Below are 21,130 nucleotides of genomic sequence, written 5' to 3' on the forward strand. Positions count from 1 at the left end.
TCTAGGATAGAAGAAGCGTATACCAAAACGCGTATTTTGTTGTATGACAATTTGACCTGTATTTTGAATGAAAAAGTCATATCAGAATAGGGCAGATGAAACGTTATAGGCTGTCGCTGGTGGCCAATAATTGCAAGCCGGCGCCGGTGTTCGATATAGGCAAATGATAACTACGGTGCAACTCTGTTAGTGGCCCTTGAAGTGCGCCACGCATCGCTAGCCACATATTCAACTCAACGCCTTGCGAACCACCTTGCTCAACTAAATCAAAGTTGCTCAGTTTGGTTAGCGCTTCTGGCTCATTGACTATTTTGTCCATGCAATACAAATCAAACGCTTTATTGATGAAACCAGCACGCTGGCCATCTAATTGATGAGACAACCCCCCGGTTCCAAACACGACCACGTTTTGATCGCTGTCGTAGGAGCGAATAGCATCACCAATGGCTTTGCCAAAAGCAAAACAGCGGCTGGGTTTGGGCATGGGATGACGCTCGCAATTAATCGCCACCGGAATCACCTTGATATGACCGTATTGATGCCCTGGCCACATTAAGGTTAAGGGTACGGTTAAGCCGTGATCGACCTTCATTTCCTGGCACACGGTAATATCAAATTCAGCCTCTATGAGTTGGTTCACAATGTGCCATGACAATTCGGTTTCGCCCGTGACCGGCGGAATTTGCGCAATCCCCCAGCCTTCATCAGCATTGTGATACTGAGCCGCCGCGCCAATAGCAAACGTTGGCTTACGGTCGTGGAAAAACTCTAAACCGTGATCGTTATAAAAAATCACCGCAATGTCAGGTTGTTGTGCGTATAGCCACTTTCGAACCGGCGGATACGCCTCAAAAAAATCTTTCCAGTACGGCGTTTGCTCCAACCCTTTGTCCATCGCCATGCCAATGGCAGGAATATGCGAGGTAGCAATGCCACCCATTAATTTGGCCATTATTTTTCTCCCTGTTGCACTAAAAATGCTTTAAATTCATCGGTCGTCATGCCAGTTTGCAAGCCACCCACATCCTGAACGTTTAAACCCAAGATACCGGCGAATTTCGCCAAGTAATAAATGCTGCCACCGGCGTCGAGCAACGCGATCACATTGCGCGCTCGAACCGCGTGTTTTTGCTCGTCGTTGAGCTCAAATTGTTCACAATAGGCTTCTTCATTGGCCAAAAACGCCGCCCTAGCTTCGGCCTTGTTAAAGGAGTAACACATTTTATTTAGGGGATAGCCTTTGGTTGCCATCGGACCATCGAACATAATATTGCCGGGGATGGGGGTCATTTCACTCATCTTATACCTCGCTCTTGTGGCGCACTTTCTTAATGATTTGCACGTCAATCGGAAGTGAGTATAGGAATAAACAGCCAGTACAAACCTTGATCTACATCTAGTATTTTCTATTTAAAAAATAGAATGCCAAATTTTAACTGAATGTTAAGAACACCAATTTATTGCCCTATATAGCAAAAAAAACATCATTAATGCTTGTTTTTACTTCCTTTGATATTCGTTTTTGATATAGTTTTTAAAAAATAGGAAGCCACATGGAAATCGCCATTCCCAACTTACGACACTTACGCGTCTTTCTTGCCGTTGCTGAACTAAAGAGCATCACCCGTGCCTCTGAACATATTTTCTTATCCCAACCGGCCATTACCCAAGCCATCGCCAAATTAGAAGGCGTGTTGGGCGCGGCTTTATTTGAACGACACTCAGACGGCATGTACCCCACCGCCTCTGGCGAGGTCTGGCAAAAACGCGTCGGCCGAGCGGTGGATTATATCCAGCAAGCCACTCAAGAGATTGTGAAAGACACCACCCCCAAAGAGCGCCCCCCGAAAAACCTCATTGCTCTGATCAGTACCACGCAATTGCGTGCTCTTATTGCGGTCAGCGAGGCGCAAAATTTCAGTATCGCCAGCCGTCAATTGGGGGTATCTCAGTCTTCAGTTCACCGCGCAGCACGGGATCTTGAAAAACTGTTAGGCGTGGTGCTTTTCGAAAAAAACAGCTTGGGGACCAGCGCCACCAAGGCGGCACAAACCTTATCAAAAGCCACAAAGTTGGCCTTTAGTGAATTACGCCAAGGCATTTACGAAATTAACGCACTGCAGTTTAAAGACGTCAGCACCATCACCATTGGCAGTATGCCGTTGGCACGCATGACCATCTTACCCAAATCTATTTTGCAATTTAACGAACGTCATCCAGATGTGAACATCAATGTCACAGAAGGCCCGTATGCCGATTTATTGCACCACTTGCGCCAAGGCGACATCGACATTATTTTAGGCGCATTGCGTTACCCCACACCGGCCGACGATGTGGTGCAAGAAGAGTTATGGTCGCCCCCGTTGTCTATCGTGGGACGAAAAAATCATCCGCTTACACAGCAAGCGCATCTCAGCGTTCAGGACCTGACCCGTTATGCTTGGGTAGTACCTGCAAAAGGCACCCCTACCCGACAAGCCTTTGAAGCGCTGTTCCAAGACGCCCATGTTGCCTTACCAACGCGCCTGGTGGAATCCAGCTCACAGGTATTGATCCGTGAACTGCTGCTCGAAAGTGATCGACTTACGCTCATTTCTGCCCATCAAGTAGAGCGAGAAATTAATATTGAATTACTCACTGCATTAGACTTTTCACTTGAACATACTAGACGCCCCATTGGGCTTTGTGTGCGCAAAAGCTGGCTTCCCACGGTGACACAATCTCATTTTCTTAGCGTACTACGCAAAATATCTGAGCACTTTCGTTAACGACAAGCTATGACTCATTGCGAAAATTGAATGGCTTATGCGGTTTATGGATTATCCCCATTAGATGACGAATGCTAGATTTGTTGTTAATTTAAAACTTGGGTACGCCCCCCCCCCTTTACACTCGCATGGTTAGGAGTAAATTAATGAGAATTTGCATCGCCGGCGCCTCTGGCGCTTTTGGCATGAAACACATGGACGCCATTGCTGCAATAGATGGCGCCGAAGTCGTGTCTGTCGTTGGCACAAAAATCGACGCCATCAAAGCTTTTGCCGAAGACCGTGGCGTTCTTCATTACACAACCGATCTTGCGGAAAGCTTGGCCCGTGACGACGTCGACGCGGTTATCCTAGCGACGCCGACACAATTGCACGCCGCACAAACCATTCAATGTCTTGAAGCGGGCAAGCACGTCATGTCTGAAATCCCCATGGCTGACACCATTGAAGACGCACGCAAGGTCGTTGAGGCGCATAAAAAAACGAACCTTGTTGCCATGGCAGGTCACACGCGTCGCTTCAACCCTTCTCATCAGTGGATTCACAATAAAATCGAAGCGGGTGAATTAACCGTTCAACAGATGGACGTGCAAACTTACTTCTTCCGCCGCTCCAATAAAAATGCTTTAGGGCAAGCTCGCTCTTGGACAGACCACTTACTGTGGCACCATGCCTGCCACACGGTCGATTTGTTCCAATATCAAACGGGCGCAACCGCTAGCAAAGTACAAGCGCTACAAGGCCCAATCCACCCAGATCTTGGCATCGCTATGGACATGAGCATTGGCATGAAAGTACCATCTGGTGCGATCTGTACGCTGTCATTGTCTTTTAACAATGACGGTCCATTTGGTACGTTCTTCCGTTATATCTGTGACAACGGCACGTACTTAGCGCGTTACGATGATTTGTTCGACGGCAACGACAACAAGATTGATTTGTCTGGTGTGGCCGTTTCTAATAACGGTATCGAACTGCAAGACCGTGAATTTATTGCGGCGATACAGGAAGGTCGCGCGCCTAATTCCTGCGTCACCCAAGCCATCGAGGCAATGGAAACCTTGCACCGTTTAGAAGAATGCCTAGAAGCCTGAGTCGAATAGCCAAGCAACAAGACGCTAAAGTGACTCAACAACACTCAAACAGGGAGCTTCGGCTCCCTGTTTTTTATGAAGGATTTTTTAATGTCAAAACAGACTCAGCTTACGCACCCACACCTTGGCCTTGGTTGCATGAATGTGTCCCATGCATATGGCGCGCCATTAGAAGAAAGTCAAGCCATCGAAGCCTTGCAAGCCGCCTTTGAGATGGGCTACCGCCATTTTGATACGGCCACTTTATACGGTGGAGGCAATAACGAATTACTCGTAGGCAAGGCCCTAAAAGACCGTCGCGATGATTTCTTTCTCGCAAGCAAATGCGGTATGGCTATGGTCAATGGTAAGAAGGAAATAAACGGTCGACCTGACAACCTGCGTCAGCAATGCGAAGACAGTTTAAAACGCTTGCAAACCGACCACATCGACTTGTACTACTTGCATCGCTTGGACCCCACCGTACCGATAGAGGAAAGCGCCGGCGCGCTCGGTGACTTGGTCAAAGAAGGTAAAATCGGTGGCATTGGCTTATCAGAAGTGTCAGCGGATACCTTAACTCGTGCTCACAATGAATTCCCGATCACCGCCATTCAATCCGAATATTCTTTGTGGACCCGTAACCCAGAAATTGCTGTGCTCGACACCTGCAAACAACAAGGCATTACCTTCGTGGCCTTTAGCCCCTTGGCGCGTGGTTTTTTAACCGGTGCGTTAAAAGACGTAACCGCGTTAGACGCCAAAGACATCCGCAACAACATGCCTCGCTTTCATGCCGAACATTACCCAAACAATCTTGCCTTGTTAAACGATTACTTTGCCCTTGCAAAAGACATCGGCTGCACCCCAGCGCAACTTGCCTTGGCATGGCTACACGCCAAAGACGACAACATTGTCTCGATCCCTGGCACACGCTCTGTGCAACACATGCAAGACAATTTTGCCGCGACCCAACTCAGACTAGACGCAAAACACGTTAACGTGCTGGACGACATGATCAACCAAAATAACGTGCATGGAACACGATACAACGCCACACAACAAGCGGAAATAGACACCGAAGAGTTTTCTTAATCGCACGATTTCAGGCGCTCATTATGCTTGATCTCCCTCACCCGATCGAATCGCTGCCATTTTTAAGGGTTCGAACGGGTGACGTCTTGTTGGCTAAATCACTTGTTTGTGTATCTAGGTTCCTACTTATAGATTAGACGTGCTTTGAGTTCACTGACACACAAGACAATTTCATCATTACGGCCGTCTTCTTTAGACCCAATTGTGAAAAACACCGCACCTCGCCTCGACCAAACGCGAACGTCGTGATCTCGAACAAAACGTATAGCATTACCAAATCACACCATTGTTTACACTTTACTCACATCTTCACCAGCACACTTACTTTAAAATCATTCGAATGTGTCATCGACCTAATAAAGTAAAGAGTAAGAATCTATGTTTTTCAAAGCAAAAGCGGTCCCACAACCCACTATTTCAATGGACACAGATATTATTCAAGCCATGAGTAATTTTTGTGCGACTATTTACTTCCTACCAGACGGTACGATTCTGGATGCAAACCCTCATTTCCTTGGCGCCGTTGGATATTCACTAGAAGAACTAAAAGGCCAACATCATTCGATGCTGTGCCCAGATGAAATTCGGAACAGCAATGATTACAAAGACTTTTGGCCGCGACTGGCTTCCAACAAATGCCAACAAGGTATATTCTTACGCCAGACAAAAGACGGCTCAGACCTTTGGCTAGAAGCCACCTACTTCCCCATTAAAGTCGGCGGTGAAGTGGTCAAGATAATGAAAATAGCGTCTGACATTACGCAAGCAAAACAAATGGCGGATAACCAAGAAGCCGTTTACAACGCCATTGATCGTTCGAACGCTATGATTGAATTCGCACCAGATTGCACGGTAATGACCGCCAATGACAACTTCCTCGCAGCGATGGGCATTGGCTCCTTGAAAGAGATTGTCGGCAAACACCACAAAAAATTCTGTAAAGATAAGTTTTACGAAACCAACCCGAATTTCTGGGCAGAACTTGCGAATGGTGAATTCAAAACGGGCCAATTTGAACGAATCAATAAGCAAGGCGAAACGATCTGGTTAGAAGCCAGTTACAACCCTGTTTATAATCACCTCGGAAGAGTCGAAAAAATCATCAAAGTGGCCTCCGACATTACCGAGCGTATTAATGGTCAGCAAGCCATCCAACATGCGGCCGAAGTAGCGCACTCAACTTCTGTAGAAACAGCACAAGTATCGGAAAACGGCGCGAAAATTCTTCGTCAAACTGTAGAAACGTCGAATCACATTATCAGTGAAATCGAAAACTCCACTCACTTAATCGAACAACTCAACAAACAATCCGAACACATTGCCAAAATTGTTTCAACCATAGGCTCTATTGCCGATCAGACCAACTTGCTTGCGCTAAATGCGGCGATAGAAGCCGCACGAGCTGGCGAACATGGCCGAGGCTTTGCGGTCGTGGCGGATGAAGTCAGAACTCTGGCTTCTCGCACTAGCAAATCCACCATTGAAATTGAAGAAATGGTCGCTCAAAACAGCAACCTAACCCGTCAAGCTAAGACAAGCATGATCAAAGTCAGCGAACGTTCTGGTGAGAACGCGATACTTATAGAAGAAGCCTCTGGCATTATTAATGAAATATTAACGGGCGCAGAACACGTCGCCAACACCATAAATACATTACTCGACGTCGATATGAAGTGAGCTTAAAAGTGCTTTAACACCATTTTCACGGCAATAAAAAATCCGATGCCTAGTATCAGACATCGGATTTTTTGTGCTTACCTTTCCAAATTAGCGGCGACGGTACACTCACTCAGCCGTTGGCATTTCGTGTTCCAGTAGCATTAACCCAGAGCCAGTATTGGAAATCGGCGCGTGGTAGTTACGGTGTAATTCCGTCACTTTGCCTAATAATGTACCGCGCATGGCGATGTGCATGTTGAGTTCCACGGCTTGGGCGCCGCCTTGCTCGACAAGGTCCATGTTGGTGTATCGGGTTAGGGCTTCTGGGTCGCTGACGAGCTTGTCTAGGCAGTCGATGTCGAAGGCGCGGTTGATAAAGCCTGCGCGCTCGCCGTCGAGTTGATGGGACATGCCGCCGGTGCCGAATACGACCACGTTAATGTCTTTTTCATAGGACTGTACTGCGCGGCCAATGGCTTGGCCTAAGGCATAGGTTCGCCAAGGCTGAGCCATCGGATACTGCTCACAGTTGATGCACACCGGAATGACTTTTACATGGCCATATTGGTGACCTGGCCACATCAAATTCAGCGGTACGGTTAAACCGTGATCAACTTTCATTTCTTGGCAAATGGTCATGTCAAAGCCTTCGTCGACAATGCTGTTGGCGATGTGCCAAGACAAGTCTGATTCGCCGGTGACGGGCGGAATCGTTGGAATGCCCCAGCCTTCGTCGGCGTTGTGGTATTCATCTGCCACGCCCATAGCAAAGGTGGGCTTTTTGTCGATGAAAAATTCCAAGCCATGGTCGTTATAAAAAAGAATGATAACGTCGGGTTTTTTCTCATTTAGCCAGTCGCGTACGGGGGGATACGCATCGAAAAAAGGTTTCCAATACGGGGTTTGTTCCAATCCATTTGCCATAGCATTGGCAATCGCGGGGATGTGAGACGTGGTGACGGCTCCGATAATGTTCGCCATTAGATTTCTCCTCGTCCGTTTTTCTCAAGCATTGCTTTAAATTCATCAGTACTCATGCCCGTTTGTAGGCCACCAATGTCTTGCATATTTAACTTAAGTAAGCCGGTAAACTTAGCCAAATAATAAATACTGCCGCCTTCGCGCAACAGCCCGATGACGTCTTTATTGTGGATCGCTGTTTTTTGCGCTTCTGTGAGATTGTACTTGTCACAGTAAGCCTCCGGGTCGGCACTGAATGCATCCCGTGCAGATTGCTCATTAAATGAGTAACACATTTTGTTTAAGCCGTAGCCTTTTTTGGCCATTTGACCATCAAAAAGGTAGGTGCCCTGAAATTGTCGATCTGTGTACTGACTGGACATGTTGTGGGTAACCTCTGTTTGTATTTGGTTAAATTACTTGGTTTAAGCCCAATACAATCGCATTGGATTGTCCACCAGCAAGGCTTGCTGTAGCGCTTTTGTTGGTGCGATATGGGGAATGACATCCACAAGGTGACCATCATTTGGCGCTTCTACTTTCATGTTGGGGTGTGGCCAATCTGTGCCCCACAAAACGCGATCAGGGAACTGCTCAACGAGGGTACGGGCAAACGGGTACACATCGGAGTAATCCGGCGCGTGCTGGGTCAATCGCTCGGGGCAGCTCACTTTACACCAAACATTGTCATTGTCGGCCATGAAGTTCACAAAGCGCTTGAAATCAGGATGATCAACGCCATTTTTCACATTCGGCGTGCCCATATGATCAACCACTATGGTGGTGTTCAACGCTTTTAGGAAGGGAATCAATTCTTCCAATTCTGCTGCTTCAAAATACACCACAATGTGCCAACCAAACGGACGAATCTTGTCGGCGATGGAGAAAAACACTTCTTTTGGGGTGCTGTCCACCAGACGCTTAACAAAATTAAACCGCACGCCACGAACCCCCGCTGCGTGCATTTTTTCGATGTCTTCGTGGGTGATGCTATCGTCCACAAAAGCAACGCCGCGCGCTAATTCCCCTGCGGTTTCTAGTGCATCGATCAAGGCGGAATTGTCGGTGCTATGACAAGATGCTTGCACGATCACGTTGCGCGAAAAACCCAAGTGATCACGCAATGCGAACAGCTGCTCTTTTGACGCATCACAAGGGGTGTATTTACGCTTCGGGTGGTAGGGGAATTTATCCACCGGACCAAAAACGTGACAGTGCGCGTCTACCGCTCCCGCTGGAGCAACAAACTCAGGCTTACTGGGCGCCGAGTGAAATGGAATATAATCTTTGTCCATCATGTTCAAATACCTATTCAATAATTCGTTGTATCGTCAATACTCTCGTATTCGCATTCGCACATTAAAGACCGTTAGCGTGAGCAAAGACCTGCCCATCAAACAGTTTTCTCGTGGTGCGTAAAATCGCGGCAGAGCCGACGTTGCCTTGCTCATCCTGATCTAAGATGACTGTCATGGCACCAATAGGATGCTCAACATCCAAAGTCATACGCGAAGCAGGCTGATAACTCGCTACTTCATTCGCAGGCGAGCCTTTCAGTACCGCCGCTGTTGCCACACTCACCGCACCCAAGACGCCAATAGACGCGTGACAGCGATGGGGAATAAACGTACGGGTGGAAATCGCGCCACCGTTTGTCGCCGCGCTCACCATGGTCATTTTCGGTACCGATTTGTCTTTCACGTCGCCCAAGTTCATCATCGGGCCGACCTGTAATCGAATCGATTCTAACTTTGCACGTAACGCATCATTGGCTTCGAGCTCTTCACGAGACTCTCGCCCTGTGATGCCCATATCGACCGCGCGCATAATCACTACCGGCATGCCGTTGTCGATGCAGGTGACTTCCACGCCATCAATCACATCGACCACATTACCGGTTGGCAACAAGGCGCCGCAGCTGGAGCCCGCCGTGTCTTGAAATACAATCGGCACCGCCGCCGAAAAGCCAGGCACACCATCAATGCGAGCCTCCCCTTCGTACTGCACTTCGCCGTCTTTAACCAACACACGAGCAACCGCGATTTGTCCGGTGTTTTCCATGAAGATTCGAACCGAGGTTTCACCTTCAAGACCGTTCACCAAACCACGTTCAATCGCAAACGGGGCAATGCCCGCTAAAATATTGCCGCAGTTTTGTGCGTCGGTGACAATCGCCTGATCAACAAACACCTGCAGAAACAAATAATCGACATCAGCGTCATCGCGTTCTGACTTTTTCACCACGGCGACTTTAGAAGCAAGAGGATCTGCACCACCGATGCCGTCAATTTGACGCTCATCCGGCGACCCCATCACGCGCAATAAAAACTGCGCGCGCGCCTCGATATCCGTCGGCAAATCCGCCGCCAAAAAGTACGCGCCTTTTGACGTGCCGCCTCGCATCCACATGCACGGCGCACTTTTTAGGACGCCAGATGCGTTAGACATACTTAAGGCCTTTTTCTTTTAGGCGCGGTCGCATGTCATAAATGTCCAAACCCAATTCGCCGTTCGCCATGCGAACGCGTTTGGCTTCTTCGTTTGCCATACGAGCACGGGCAAGTTCAAGCACCTCAACGGCATTTTCGCGGCGTACTACCACCACACCGTCGTCATCGGCCACAATCACATCACCCGGGTTTACCAAGGCATCCGCGCACACCATGGGCACATTTACCGAGCCCACGGTTTCTTTAATCGTACCTTCCGCAAACACGGCTTTGGACCATACTGGAAAGTTCATTTGACGCAAATCACGGGTGTCACGTACCCCGCCATCAATGATCAAACCCACGACTCCGCGAGACTGGGCCGACGTCGCCAGTAAGTCACCAAAGAACCCATGGTTAGACGGCGATGTCGGTGCGAACACCATCACGTCACCCGCTTGGCATTGTTCAATCGCCACGTGCATCATCCAGTTATCGCCAGCGGCGCCAGAAATAGTGATCGCTGAACCCGCAATGGTTTTATCGATTTGAATGGGGCGCATATAGTGAGCCAGTAAGCCCACGCGACCTTGGGATTCATGAATGGTCGCCACACCGCATTCTGCCAATCCGTCGATCACAGCTTGGTCGGCACGGTCGATGTGTTGTACTACTATATTGTTTCGCATTGTCAGTTCCTTTCCCTTTAATCAAGAGCGTTACGCTGTAAGCCTAGAAAACACACGACGAGCATTGCCCTCAAAGATGGCCTGCTTTTGCTCAGCGCTTAGTACGGTATTGTTGTCGATGTAGCGTTTTGTGTCGTCAAAGTAATGGCCACTTTCTGGGTCAATACCGCGCACCGCACCAATCATTTCAGAGGCAAATAAGATATTTTTGGTTGGAATAATATCCAATAGCAAATCGATGCCTCGCTGATGATAAACACAAGTATCAAAGTAAATATTGTTCAATACACGCTCAGCAAGATCAAAACCTTGATCTAATGCCATGCCACGGAAACGGCCCCAGTGATAAGGCACGGCGCCGCCACCATGGGGAATAATGATTTTCAATTCAGGGAAGTCTTTAAACACGTCGGACATCATCAACTGTTGAAAGCCGGTGGTGTCTGCGCCCAAATAATGGGAGCCCGTTGTGTGGAAACAGTCATTGCAAGCGGCACTCACGTGGATCATCGCAGGAATGTCGTATTCGCACATTTTCTCATAAATTGGGTAAAAAGAGCGATCCGCCAAAGACTTGTCTTGCCAGTAACCACCACTCGGGTCGGGGTTTAAGTTAATGCCAATAAAGCCCATTTCCTCGATAGTACGCACGATTTCAGCGACCGATTTACCTGGATCAACGCCTGGAGATTGAGGCAATTGAGCGACTGGCGCAAAGTTATCAGGGAAAAGATCACACACACGACGGATTAAATCGTTTTGATGTTCCGTCCAATATTGGCTGGTGAATTCGTTGCCAATGTGATGTCCCATCCAGCTGGCACGAGGGGAGAAAATGGTCAAATCAGTGCCGCGCTCTTGCTGTAAACGCAGCTGATTGTTGATAATACTGTCGCGAATTTCGTCATCAGAAACAACGACTTTGCCTTTTTCTCCGACAAATGCAGGGTCTTTGGCAACAGCGGCTTTTTGTTTGTCGCGGTATTCACCAACGCCTGCAGGCGTGGTGGTGTAATGTCCATGGCAATCTATAATCATCTTAGGCTCTCTATACGGATCGTATTTAGCGTCGTGACGACGACGCTAAAGTCATAAATTGAAATCACTTGGGGTGTTGACTGTTAGGTACAAATTTATACATCAACATCCCGTTCACTTTTTAACACGCTGGCTAATGCTGCAGCCACTTCATCACTTTGTGCAAAGAGTATTCTTTATCTAAAGACAAGTTGGCTATTTCAATTTGACCTAAAGGGTATTGCATTTTGGTATAGTCATTTTTTATCTTGAGAGATCCACTTACTCTTTTGCTTTATTTAACAGGCATATTGGCCTATCAGCCATTCAGAACGCACACATCGATAACACTTTATCTTGTTGATAATTATAACTTTTCACAGAAAAATCGGTCGTTTTTATATTTTCATATTCCATTTTCGATATACGTAAGACATTAAAAATTCATTTCTAAAAAAAGCAAAATTACGACATTTTGGTGGGGTGATTGAGGAAAACAGAGCAAGTATCAGACAAACATTAAAAGAGTGCGGCCACACGCTGCACGGAATTTATCTTTTACGGGTCTATTGAAAAAAGTATAGGGTATTTTATAAATGATCCTATATTATTCACTTGTTACAAATGCAATTTTCGAATAAGTAACCGTCTGCTTAACCGTCATGTTTAGGCAGAAAAACACAAAAATAAGACCATCGGGACCTAAGATCTCGAGCTTGGAGAGACAAAATGAATTTGAAAAAAATCACCGCTGGATTAATCGCTGCCGGCGCAATCAGTGCCGCAAGTGCCGCCGATCTAACTCTGACCATTGGTCACGTAGACCCACAAGATTGGACCACCTCTAAAAAAGGCGCGGCAACTGAAGTCTTCAAAAACTTAGTAGAAGCCGAATCTGGCGGTCGTATTGAAGTCAATGTTTACCCTTCAGGCCAGCTGGGTGGTGAAACCGATCTTGTACAATCCGCTCAAGAAGGCACGCTCAGTATGGCGATGGTGTCTGGCGCATTTGCAAAAGTCTGTAAAGAAGCCGCTGTGTTAGAAATCCCTTACTTATTCCCTTCTGCGCCAGTAGCATGGGAAGTTCTGGACGGTGAATTTGGTAAAGCCTTGTCAGAACATTGCTTGGCACAGAGTGGACTTCGCACGTTAGCGTATGGCGAAACAGGCTTTCGTAACTTTACCAACTCAAAACGCCCTGTTGCTGAGCCGAAAGATCTAAAAGGTCTAAAAATTCGCGTTCAGACTTTGCCTTTGTACGTCGAAATGGTGAAAGCCATGGGCGCGGAGCCAACACCTATTGCATGGCCTGAAGTACCATCAGCGCTAACAACCGGCGTGGTAGACGGCCAAGAAAACCCAGTCAGTGTGATTGAAGCAAACAAATTTTATGAGTTTCAAAAATACCTAACGTTAGATGGTCACGTATACGGCACAGATTTCTTGCTGATGAACGAAGACATTTATCAGTCTTTGAGCGACGCGGATCGAGCCATTATTGAACGTGCGGCAAAAGTGGCCGGTACCTTGGGTCGTGCCGTTCAGCAGTTTAATTCTGCTAAAGGGTTAAAGTCTCTTGCCGCTAACGGCATGGAAATTACCACACCAACACCAGCACAATTAGCTATGTTCCGTGATATTGCACAACCTGCGGTAATTAATTGGTTAAAAGGTGAAGTTCAACCTGAGTGGATCGATCGTGTCCAATCATCAGTCAATATGGTTAGCAACAACCAATAATCTCAGCGTGTAAAGTACACTAACCGAAAGCAAGATTGCTTTCGGTTCGTTTTTTTTGGTCACATCACAACCCGGAAAGCTCACCATGAAGCGCCTCTTTAAAAATACCCTCGCCGTCTTGACCGGCACCTCTCTTTTCGTGATTTTTAGCGTTATTTTGGTAAGCAGCTTGAGCCGCTACTTATTAAATTCGCCGATCCAATGGAGCGAAGAAGTCGCAAAATACGCCATGATTTACGGCACTATGTTTGGTATGGCCCTGTGTTACTTAGAAGGTCTACACATTCGCTTTACGTTTTTGGAAGACATGGTTTCCGCTCGTATTCGTCACTTACTGCACCTTGTATCGGACCTTGTTGCTCTCATCAGCGGTGTTGTCATTGTCTATTCTGGGTATCTTTTTATGATGAAGCGAGGCGCGATAGAAGCGCCAGGCACTGGCATTCAAATGTACTATTTTCATGTGGCTATGGTTATTGGTGGCGCCTGCCTTACCATTGCCGCGCTCATTCGTCTGGTTGAATACTTTCAGCCCTCCACATCAGCGAAAGGACCCTCTTCATGCTAGGTCTCGGAATTTTACTTATTCTTTTAGTGATCGGCAGCCCCATTGCCTTTGCCATTTTATTGGGCGTTGTAGGTCATGTTTACACCCTTCCCTTTAACGTGAGTTTGGTGGCTCAGCGTATTTTTAGTGGGCTCGACTCGTTTTCTATTTTGGCCATTCCACTGTTTGTTTTGGCGGGTGAGTTGATGAACGAAAGCGGCATTACTGGCCGTATTATTAATTTTGCCAATGCTTTAGTCGGCCACATGAAGGCGGGGCTTGCGCATGTAAATATTTGGGCATCGGTCATCTTTGCAGGTTTGTCCGGTTCAGCGGTCGCCGACACCTCAGCGCTGGGTCGCGTGTTCATTCCAACCATGGAAAAAGAAGGCTATCCTCGTGCGTTTGCCGCGGCATTAACGGCCGCATCGTCGGTGATTGGCCCGATGATTCCCCCAAGTATTCCGGTGATTATTTATGCACTAATCACGACCGGCGTGTCAGTGCCTGCGTTGTTTCTTGCTGGTGTTACGCCAGGTTTGTTCTTGGCGGTTGGTTTGTCTATCTATGTGTATTTTTTTGCTGGACACTACGCGCCACTGAAGGCAAAACTGTCAATGAAAGAGCGCTGGAAGGCCTTTGTTGACGCATGGATTCCACTTTTCATGCCGGTGTTTATTGTCGGCTCTATTTTAACCGGTATTGTTACGCCCACCGAAGCGGCGGCGTTTGCGGCGGCGTATGCTTTACTAGCCGGCATATTCATTCTAAAAAGTCTGCACTTATCCAGCTTGCCGCGAATTTTCATGCGCGCGATGCGTGATTCGTCGGTGATATTGATTGTGATTGGTGTCGTCGCGGCAGCAAACTGGTTACTGACTTTTTCAAGAGTGCCGCAAACCGTTAGCCAGATGGTGCTTGAGCAAGTTTCCAGCCCTTGGATGTTCTTGATTTTGGTCAACGTTATTTTATTGGTAGTGGGGCTTTTCCTTGAAGGCATCGCGGCCATGTTGATCCTGTTGCCTATCTTGCACCCCATTGCGATGAGCTTAGGGATTGATCCGGTTCACTTTGGCATTGTGGTTATTTTCAATCTTATGATTGGTCTTGTTACGCCGCCAATGGGGATTTGTCTGTTTGTGTCTAATTCAATAGCCAATGTGGGCATCGCGGCGATTTCGAGACAGATCATGCCGTTGTTCTTAGTCGAGCTGGCGGTGTTGATTCTGATTACTTTTGTACCAAGTACGGTTACATTTTTACCGAATCTGTTTGGTTATTAACTCTAAGTAGCGTGCTCAGATCCACAAAAAACGACGCTTAATGCGTCGTTTTTTTGGGGGGTGTTTTGTTAAACCATCAGGTATTAAGCAGGGCCCTGACACGAAAACTCACAGCTGACTCAATACGTATTCTGCAGAGCTTACCTTGTATTCTCCCGGCTCATCCAACCACAATTGCTGTACGATCCCGTTCGTTACTAACATCGCATAGCGGCGGCTACGAATGCCCATTTTGGCCGCGGAAATGTCCAGTTCTAACCCCATTGAACAGGTGAACTCGGCTAAACCATCCGCCGCCATAACCAAGTTTTCCGCGTTATTGACCTTGCCCCAAGCGTTCATTACAAACACATCATTGACCGAGACACACACAATATCGTCGATGCCTTTGTCTTTTAACGCATCACAATGCACAACGAAACCAGGCAGATGGCTCGCGCTGCAGGTCGGTGTGAACGCCCCTGGCACTGCAAACATCAACACGGTTTTGCCTGTAAAAAACTCGATGACATCCACCGTCTCAGGGCCTTCATCGCCCATTACCTGAAACGCACCATGAGGCAACATATCACCAACAAGAATCGACATAAACGGTTTCTCCAGAGAATTAAGTGGTGCTGATTTTAACGCAACCTTCGTGAGAAAAACCATCAAACAATCTTAAATTGACTAAGAAGCTGTTTCTGATAGGAAGCCAGTGCAGACAACCCTTTACTGTCTTTCTCACTTTTATCTGAGCCTAATGTTGCTTGCTCTGACATGTGCGCAATGTCTAACACACTTTTTCTGATGTCTTGTGCGACCGCAGATTGTTCTTCCGCTGCGGTGGCTATTTGTGTGCTCAGATCTCTGATGTCTGCCATACTATTTTGCAAGTCAACAAATGACGCCCCTACCGAGCGCGCATCAATCACACTGGAACTGGCGCTTTGGCGGCTTGCCTCCATACTGTCCACCGTTTTCGTCACACCTTGCTGTATTTGTGCAATCACGTGCTGGATCTCTTCGGTTGAGCTGTGTGTTCGAGTGGCTAATGTGCGAACTTCGTCAGCGACTACAGCAAAGCCTCGCCCCTGTTCGCCCGCCCGAGCCGCTTCAATCGCGGCATTAAGGGCCAATAGGTTGGTTTGATCTGCAATGGCCTGTATGACATCTAATATACGATCAATACTTTTTGAATAGTCATCAAGTTGATTAACGACCGTCGTTGAACGCTCTATTTGTCCAAGGGTGTTTTCAATTTTCTGAATATTCGCGTCCATTTTCGCTCGGTTTTGACTGGTCTTTTCATCTACGGATTGAATCTGATGCAAAATAATTTCGGAGCTTTTTGCGACTTGATCCACCGCGGCCACCATATCAGACATAGACGATGCCACTTGGGTGGTTCTCTGATTCTGCGAATTCATCAGCTGCCTAGACTCACCCGCTAAGCACACATGGCTCAGTGCAGAGTCAGCCACGTCGTTGGAAGCCTGTTCAATGTTCGTCATAACACCTCGGAGCTTGGTAACCAATGCATTAACCCACATTGAAAGCTCACCAAATTCATCCTTGGTGTTCACCTGACTGCACTGTGTAAAGTCGCCTTCTGCAATTTGCCCTAGTATGGCTATTATTTCTTTTAACGGCACTCGAATACTGCGGCTAACCCACAATGTCACCCCTGCTGCAATGACCATAGAGACGACCAAAACACTGACAATAACGAGGGTCGAGACAGAAGCGACCTGGTTGGCCTCTACCTTTGCACGAGCACGCATCAAATGCGTCTCAGACAAAAGTAAACTCACGGACGCATTGATGCTTTCCATACTGTCTGACAACGCTCTCGCCAACACTTCAGATTCCTGCATGAGCTGCGCATTTTGATAATGCTGGGCAATAACACCATTCAAGGAAGTAATACTGTTGTCGATTTCACTCACCAAATCATTGATATTATCGTCATTGAGATAGGTCTGTTTGTCCTTTAAGCTCGATATAACCGACCCCATTTCAGTGCGCAGCGCCTGCATTTTATCCAAACCACGTACATCAAAATAATCATTGACCGAAACCTTCAAGCTTTCTATTTGACTGTGCATATAAGAAGCGGCAAATTGCACTTCCGGCGTGTCGCCATCCGCTACAAGCATGTCTAAATCTTCGCTGGCAAAATGGATAACATCTTTTAAATCAAGCTTTTCATTCGGAAGCATCGCTTGGAGTTGCAACATGGTTTTGTGGTTAGAAAAAGCCACGTCCGTGTAATCAAAAAACCGTATCGCTTCCTTGCTGATGCTGTTCACCGTGTCATTCATGACGGGCATGTCTTTTAGCTGCTCAGATAATACCGCTGATATTTCGCTAAATTCTTGTCGATGCGCTGCAAATCGCAATGACAAATCTTCCAATGAATCCGGTGTTTTACTAAGTAAATACTGTAAAACAACAGCATTGGCCAAGCTCAAATCGTCTTTTAATGCGTTGCTGTTCATCGAAATATCCGCCACGCTTCCCGTTGCAATCTGCAATCGATTTTCAACTTTATGAATACCCATAAAGCCCGACGCCGCCATCACTAATAACAACAGCAGTAAAATACCAAAGCCAAGTAAAACTCTTTGAATAACCGACAAAGACATAATAAACCCCTAAATAATTTCTAGCGCTGTGCTGGGTAACGCAATCAGCCGCTGAAAGTTGGCCCAATAGACAGAACAATGATTCAATGACACTAACACTTTGTTTGTTTGAATTGACATACTAAAAGCGTCATTCCTGTTTCTCCCCCTTACAACCCTCTTCGCCCTGGGTTGGGCATAGATGTCTTTCAATCTACTGATCTGGTAAATTACACCTCCTATTTGTTAAATCGACTTATGCTTTATGGATTGCCCCCTTTACGAAAAAATCGCCAACCAGATTGAACATCAAGTTCATGAAGGTATTTTCTTACCCGGTGCAAAAATCCCTTCTGTGCGTAAATCTAGCAAGCAAATGGAAGTCAGTGTGGCGACGGTGTTGCAGGCCTACAGTTTGCTAGAAGATCGAGGCGTGATCAAAGCACGCCCTCAAAAAGGCTATTTTGTTCAAGAGACTCAGTTACAACATGCTAACGTAGCAAAAATCGAACCGATTCAAAACGATGACTCGATTCATGCACTTCTTAGACGTTTATTGCATGTCTCGCAAGACGATAAAGTCATCCAATTTGGTGCTGCCATACCCAAGAGTCAATTTTTACCCATACGCCAGTTGCAGCGTTCTGTCGGACGCTTAATGCGCTTAGAACCTGAGCTTTGTGTGGCCTATGAATTTACCCCAGGCTCACTGAACTTACGTCGCCAAATTGCGATCAGAATGCTGGACAGTGGTTGCCAACTTCAGCCCGATGACATTACCATCACGCTTGGCTGCCAAAATGCGCTAATGCTGTCACTGCAAGCCGTGGCAAAGGCCGGAGACACCATCGCGATTGAAAGCCCCGCCTATTATGGCGTGCTGCAAGCGATTGAAACGCTCCAACTTAAAGCCATAGAAATTCCCTGCAACTCGTCGACTGGCATGGATCTGGATGTGTTTGAATCCGCCGCCGCTCAATGGGACATAAAGGCCTGTGTGATTACCCCTAACAATCAGAACCCAACGGGGGCCACACTCACCCAATCGGCTCGATCACGCCTCATAGCGTTATCTATTGCCCGAGACGTGACGCTAATTGAAGACGATGTGTATGGCGAACTAAGCTATCGAGATAAGCGTGAACGTGCGCTCAAAGCGGACGACATTCATCACCGGATGATTTATTGCAGCTCTTTTTCAAAAAGTATCGCGCCAGGGTTTCGCATTGGCTGGGTGGTTGGAGGCAAATTTCAAGAACAAATAGAGCATTATGCTTATGTTCAATCATTGGCCATCCCCACACTCACACAAACGGCCATTGCCAATTTTTTAGAAAATGGCGCGTACGATCGCCATTTACGTAAAACGCGCCTCGCTTACCAAGATAACTTGGCGCGCTGCCAGGCGCTTATCCAAGAACACTTTCCAAATGGAACCCAAACCTCGCGCCCACAGGGTGGCTTTTTATTATGGGTCACACTGCCCAACTCCCTCAACGCAATGACACTGTACAGCCAAGCATTAGAACAAAACATTGGCCTACTGCCAGGTTTGGCTTTTAGTTTAACCGCGCAATTTAGTCATCATTTTCGTTTAAATTACGCACTTAATTGGGACAATAAAACAGACGCCGCACTAAAAGAGTTAGGTCGGCTTTGCCAACGGCAAAACAACGCCTACATAGCCACCAGCGAAAACGCTCAAGACTAGAGCCAGCAACGCCTCCAAGTTGATTAGTCATATAAGTAAAAGTTATGAATTTAGTGTCTCACATCTTAAAATTCGTCTGTACAGAAAGGGCAAAAAGCGTACAATTCGCTTTCTTTTTTAAACACTCTGCCTTCTTGGCCGATAACATCAATATCTACATTAATAGCTGGCTTGTTGCGATGGAATTTGTTGCCCATCCGAGAGACCTTCCTTTAGCGATTACGTTAATAGAAGATCAGCCCTTTCCTCCCACTAACGAAGAAAGAGCTGGGTTTGTCGGTATCACCTATGTCACCCTTCGTCCTTTTGATAATGGGCGCTCGGTCAGAATTACGCTGGAAGAAATAGATCCGAATTTTTGTGTATCTGGCCGTATCGTCTGGTGCAACAAGGAAAGTGATGGCTACCATGTGGCGATTGAATTCCCAACCAAAGAAGAATGTTACTGCGTTCGAATGATCGAACAGCTTTCTCAAATAGAACATTATCGACGCCAAGCAAAAATAGACGGGCGACGACTCAACTACAATGAAGCGGCCGCAGAATGGATACAAAAATTCGCAGCCAGTTTCCCAGCGTTTTCTATTTAATCTCTTTCATACAAAATACGACACAATCAACCATTATGACGACCACACTCTCTCAGCACGATATTGATATTATTACCCTACAACTAGGGCGCGCACCCAATGGTATCAGCGCGATTGCGCATTACTCGCCACAAGGCATTCCACAAGTCTTAAAAATGGAAACTTGGGTATTCGAGCAACCTTTCCCGACCTTATATTGGCTGTCGAGCAAAGCCATCGATAAAGCGCTCGCTAAAATAGAAAGTAGCGGCTTTGTAAAAGAGCTAGAACAACGTATTCAAGACGATGAGGTATTACGCGAAGCTCACCACGCATCTCATCGCGACTATATCGCCAGACGATGGGAAGCCATGACCGACGAACACAAAGCCATCTTGGAAGAAAAGGGCTTTAAACCCCTCTTTGATAAGCTGGGAATTGGCGGGATTGCGAATTGGGATAAAGTGCGCTGTTTACACATGCAATATGCCCATCACTTAGCGGGCGATAACGTCATTGGTCGTATTCTTGATGAAGAGTATGGCATGAGAGCCATCGCTGATGCCGAGTCCTGATTGCGATTGACTCGTTATAAACCAGTCACATCGATCTAAAACATAAAGAGGAGACGACATTACCGTACTTTGACTACTTTGCGGTTTTCAGTGCGGCTTTTAATTCTTCTGGGCTCTTCACCGCTGGCAATATGCCTCGAATACGATTAAACGCCGCCTGTGCAATCGCAGCACGCTGCGCATAAGTTGTGAGCGCACCTCCGGTCCAACCCGCTAATTTCATCATGTCGTTTTTAAAGCTGTTGCCATTGACCCCGTGACCACCGAGCGCCATGAGCGCATCTTCTATTTCGAGGTAGCTCGGACGCTCGCCACCAAACTTCATAAAATCCTCTTGCTGCACTTCAATAAATTCTTTTGGCATTATTCGATCCTTACCTTTTTTATTTAGGATTGAAGTTAGCCATAA

At 47.0% G+C, this 21,130-nt stretch carries 21 protein-coding genes; 10 read left to right on the top strand and 11 right to left on the bottom strand.

Features of this window, described 5'->3' with window-relative positions; genetic code table 11:
- Positions 1-103: 103 nt before the first annotated feature.
- Together FXV75_RS13510 and FXV75_RS13515 are read right to left on the bottom strand one after the other, a co-directional pair.
- Positions 104-952 carry a class III extradiol dioxygenase family protein gene (locus tag FXV75_RS13510; protein WP_148834179.1) on the bottom strand — a complete coding sequence of 283 codons (849 nt, stop codon included), beginning with the start codon at positions 950-952 and terminating at the stop codon, positions 104-106.
- Positions 952-1,299 carry a protocatechuate 4,5-dioxygenase subunit alpha gene (locus tag FXV75_RS13515; protein ID WP_148834181.1) on the bottom strand — a complete coding sequence of 116 codons (348 nt, stop codon included), beginning with the start codon at positions 1,297-1,299 and terminating at the stop codon, positions 952-954. The genes FXV75_RS13510 and FXV75_RS13515 overlap by 1 nt, the downstream gene beginning before the upstream one ends.
- Before the next feature lie 254 nt (positions 1,300-1,553).
- Between FXV75_RS13515 and FXV75_RS13520 the strand changes: the two genes are divergently transcribed.
- The 4 genes from FXV75_RS13520 (at position 1,554) to FXV75_RS16660 (ending at position 6,613) form a co-directional block, all read left to right on the top strand.
- Positions 1,554-2,768: a LysR family transcriptional regulator gene (locus tag FXV75_RS13520; protein ID WP_148834183.1), complete on the top strand. Its 1,215-nt coding sequence runs from the start codon at positions 1,554-1,556 to the stop codon at positions 2,766-2,768.
- A gap of 146 nt (positions 2,769-2,914) precedes the next feature.
- Positions 2,915-3,862 (top strand): Gfo/Idh/MocA family oxidoreductase, encoded by a 948-nt coding sequence (locus tag FXV75_RS13525; RefSeq protein ID WP_148834185.1) that lies wholly within the window; start codon positions 2,915-2,917, stop codon positions 3,860-3,862.
- A gap of 90 nt (positions 3,863-3,952) precedes the next feature.
- Positions 3,953-4,936, top strand: coding sequence for an aldo/keto reductase (locus FXV75_RS13530; protein WP_148834188.1), 984 nt, complete (start codon positions 3,953-3,955; stop codon positions 4,934-4,936).
- Positions 4,937-5,314: 378 nt separating this feature from the next.
- Entirely contained in the window at positions 5,315-6,613 is a 1,299-nt protein-coding gene (locus FXV75_RS16660; protein ID WP_148834189.1) for a methyl-accepting chemotaxis protein, read from the top strand.
- Between the two features lie 108 nt (positions 6,614-6,721).
- Here the strand turns inward: FXV75_RS16660 and FXV75_RS13540 are convergent, their stop codons facing one another.
- The 6 genes from FXV75_RS13540 to FXV75_RS13565 form a co-directional block, all read right to left on the bottom strand.
- Positions 6,722-7,576 (bottom strand): class III extradiol dioxygenase family protein, encoded by an 855-nt coding sequence (locus FXV75_RS13540; RefSeq protein ID WP_148834191.1) that lies wholly within the window; start codon positions 7,574-7,576, stop codon positions 6,722-6,724.
- Positions 7,576-7,938 (bottom strand): protocatechuate 4,5-dioxygenase subunit alpha, encoded by a 363-nt coding sequence (locus FXV75_RS13545; protein ID WP_148834193.1) that lies wholly within the window; start codon positions 7,936-7,938, stop codon positions 7,576-7,578. The genes FXV75_RS13540 and FXV75_RS13545 overlap by 1 nt, the downstream gene beginning before the upstream one ends.
- A 42-nt stretch (positions 7,939-7,980) precedes the next feature.
- Positions 7,981-8,853 carry an amidohydrolase family protein gene (locus FXV75_RS13550; protein ID WP_148834195.1) on the bottom strand — a complete coding sequence of 291 codons (873 nt, stop codon included), beginning with the start codon at positions 8,851-8,853 and terminating at the stop codon, positions 7,981-7,983.
- Positions 8,854-8,914: 61 nt separating this feature from the next.
- On the bottom strand, positions 8,915-10,003 hold the full coding sequence (locus FXV75_RS13555) for a 4-oxalomesaconate tautomerase (protein WP_148834197.1): 1,089 nt from the start codon (positions 10,001-10,003) through the stop codon (positions 8,915-8,917).
- Positions 9,996-10,673: a 4-carboxy-4-hydroxy-2-oxoadipate aldolase/oxaloacetate decarboxylase gene (locus tag FXV75_RS13560; RefSeq protein WP_148834199.1), complete on the bottom strand. Its 678-nt coding sequence runs from the start codon at positions 10,671-10,673 to the stop codon at positions 9,996-9,998. The genes FXV75_RS13555 and FXV75_RS13560 overlap by 8 nt, the downstream gene beginning before the upstream one ends.
- A gap of 30 nt (positions 10,674-10,703) precedes the next feature.
- On the bottom strand, positions 10,704-11,711 hold the full coding sequence (locus FXV75_RS13565) for an amidohydrolase family protein (RefSeq protein ID WP_148834201.1): 1,008 nt from the start codon (positions 11,709-11,711) through the stop codon (positions 10,704-10,706).
- A 708-nt stretch (positions 11,712-12,419) separates the two neighbouring features.
- Here FXV75_RS13565 and FXV75_RS13570 point away from each other — a divergent pair.
- The 3 genes from FXV75_RS13570 to FXV75_RS13580 all read left to right on the top strand — a co-directional run bounded on the left by FXV75_RS13570 (position 12,420) and on the right by FXV75_RS13580 (position 15,260).
- Positions 12,420-13,430 carry a DctP family TRAP transporter solute-binding subunit gene (locus FXV75_RS13570; RefSeq protein WP_148834203.1) on the top strand — a complete coding sequence of 337 codons (1,011 nt, stop codon included), beginning with the start codon at positions 12,420-12,422 and terminating at the stop codon, positions 13,428-13,430.
- Positions 13,431-13,515: 85 nt separating this feature from the next.
- Positions 13,516-13,998: a TRAP transporter small permease gene (locus FXV75_RS13575; RefSeq protein WP_148834205.1), complete on the top strand. Its 483-nt coding sequence runs from the start codon at positions 13,516-13,518 to the stop codon at positions 13,996-13,998.
- The gene (locus FXV75_RS13580; RefSeq protein ID WP_148834207.1) at positions 13,992-15,260 is read left to right on the top strand and encodes a TRAP transporter large permease; all 1,269 of its coding nucleotides are present in this window, start codon (positions 13,992-13,994) and stop codon (positions 15,258-15,260) included. Before FXV75_RS13575 ends, FXV75_RS13580 begins: the two co-directional genes overlap by 7 nt.
- A 108-nt stretch (positions 15,261-15,368) precedes the next feature.
- On the opposite strand, the gene FXV75_RS13585 is transcribed toward FXV75_RS13580, so the two are convergent.
- Both FXV75_RS13585 and FXV75_RS13590 read right to left on the bottom strand, forming a co-directional pair.
- Positions 15,369-15,848, bottom strand: a complete 480-nt coding sequence (locus tag FXV75_RS13585) for a peroxiredoxin (protein ID WP_148834210.1) — start codon at positions 15,846-15,848, stop codon at positions 15,369-15,371.
- Between the two features lie 62 nt (positions 15,849-15,910).
- Positions 15,911-17,887 carry a methyl-accepting chemotaxis protein gene (locus tag FXV75_RS13590; RefSeq protein ID WP_148834212.1) on the bottom strand — a complete coding sequence of 659 codons (1,977 nt, stop codon included), beginning with the start codon at positions 17,885-17,887 and terminating at the stop codon, positions 15,911-15,913.
- Between the two features lie 244 nt (positions 17,888-18,131).
- Here FXV75_RS13590 and FXV75_RS13595 point away from each other — a divergent pair, with 244 nt between their 5' ends.
- From FXV75_RS13595 to FXV75_RS13605, 3 genes are read left to right on the top strand one after another with little or no spacing between them, the layout of a single operon-like run.
- Entirely contained in the window at positions 18,132-19,577 is a 1,446-nt protein-coding gene (locus tag FXV75_RS13595; protein ID WP_148834214.1) for a PLP-dependent aminotransferase family protein, read from the top strand.
- Positions 19,578-19,621: 44 nt separating this feature from the next.
- Positions 19,622-20,167 carry a PilZ domain-containing protein gene (locus FXV75_RS13600; RefSeq protein ID WP_262368556.1) on the top strand — a complete coding sequence of 182 codons (546 nt, stop codon included), beginning with the start codon at positions 19,622-19,624 and terminating at the stop codon, positions 20,165-20,167.
- A gap of 35 nt (positions 20,168-20,202) precedes the next feature.
- A complete protein-coding gene (locus FXV75_RS13605) occupies positions 20,203-20,721 on the top strand; it encodes a DUF501 domain-containing protein (protein ID WP_148834216.1) in 519 nt (172 codons plus the stop codon).
- A 73-nt stretch (positions 20,722-20,794) separates the two neighbouring features.
- Here the strand turns inward: FXV75_RS13605 and FXV75_RS13610 are convergent, their stop codons facing one another.
- Positions 20,795-21,085 (bottom strand): hypothetical protein, encoded by a 291-nt coding sequence (locus FXV75_RS13610; protein WP_148834218.1) that lies wholly within the window; start codon positions 21,083-21,085, stop codon positions 20,795-20,797.
- Between the last annotated feature and the right edge of the window lie 45 nt (positions 21,086-21,130).

It is taken from the genome of Marinomonas sp. IMCC 4694, from assembly GCF_008122525.1.
GTDB lineage: Bacteria > Pseudomonadota > Gammaproteobacteria > Pseudomonadales > Marinomonadaceae > Marinomonas.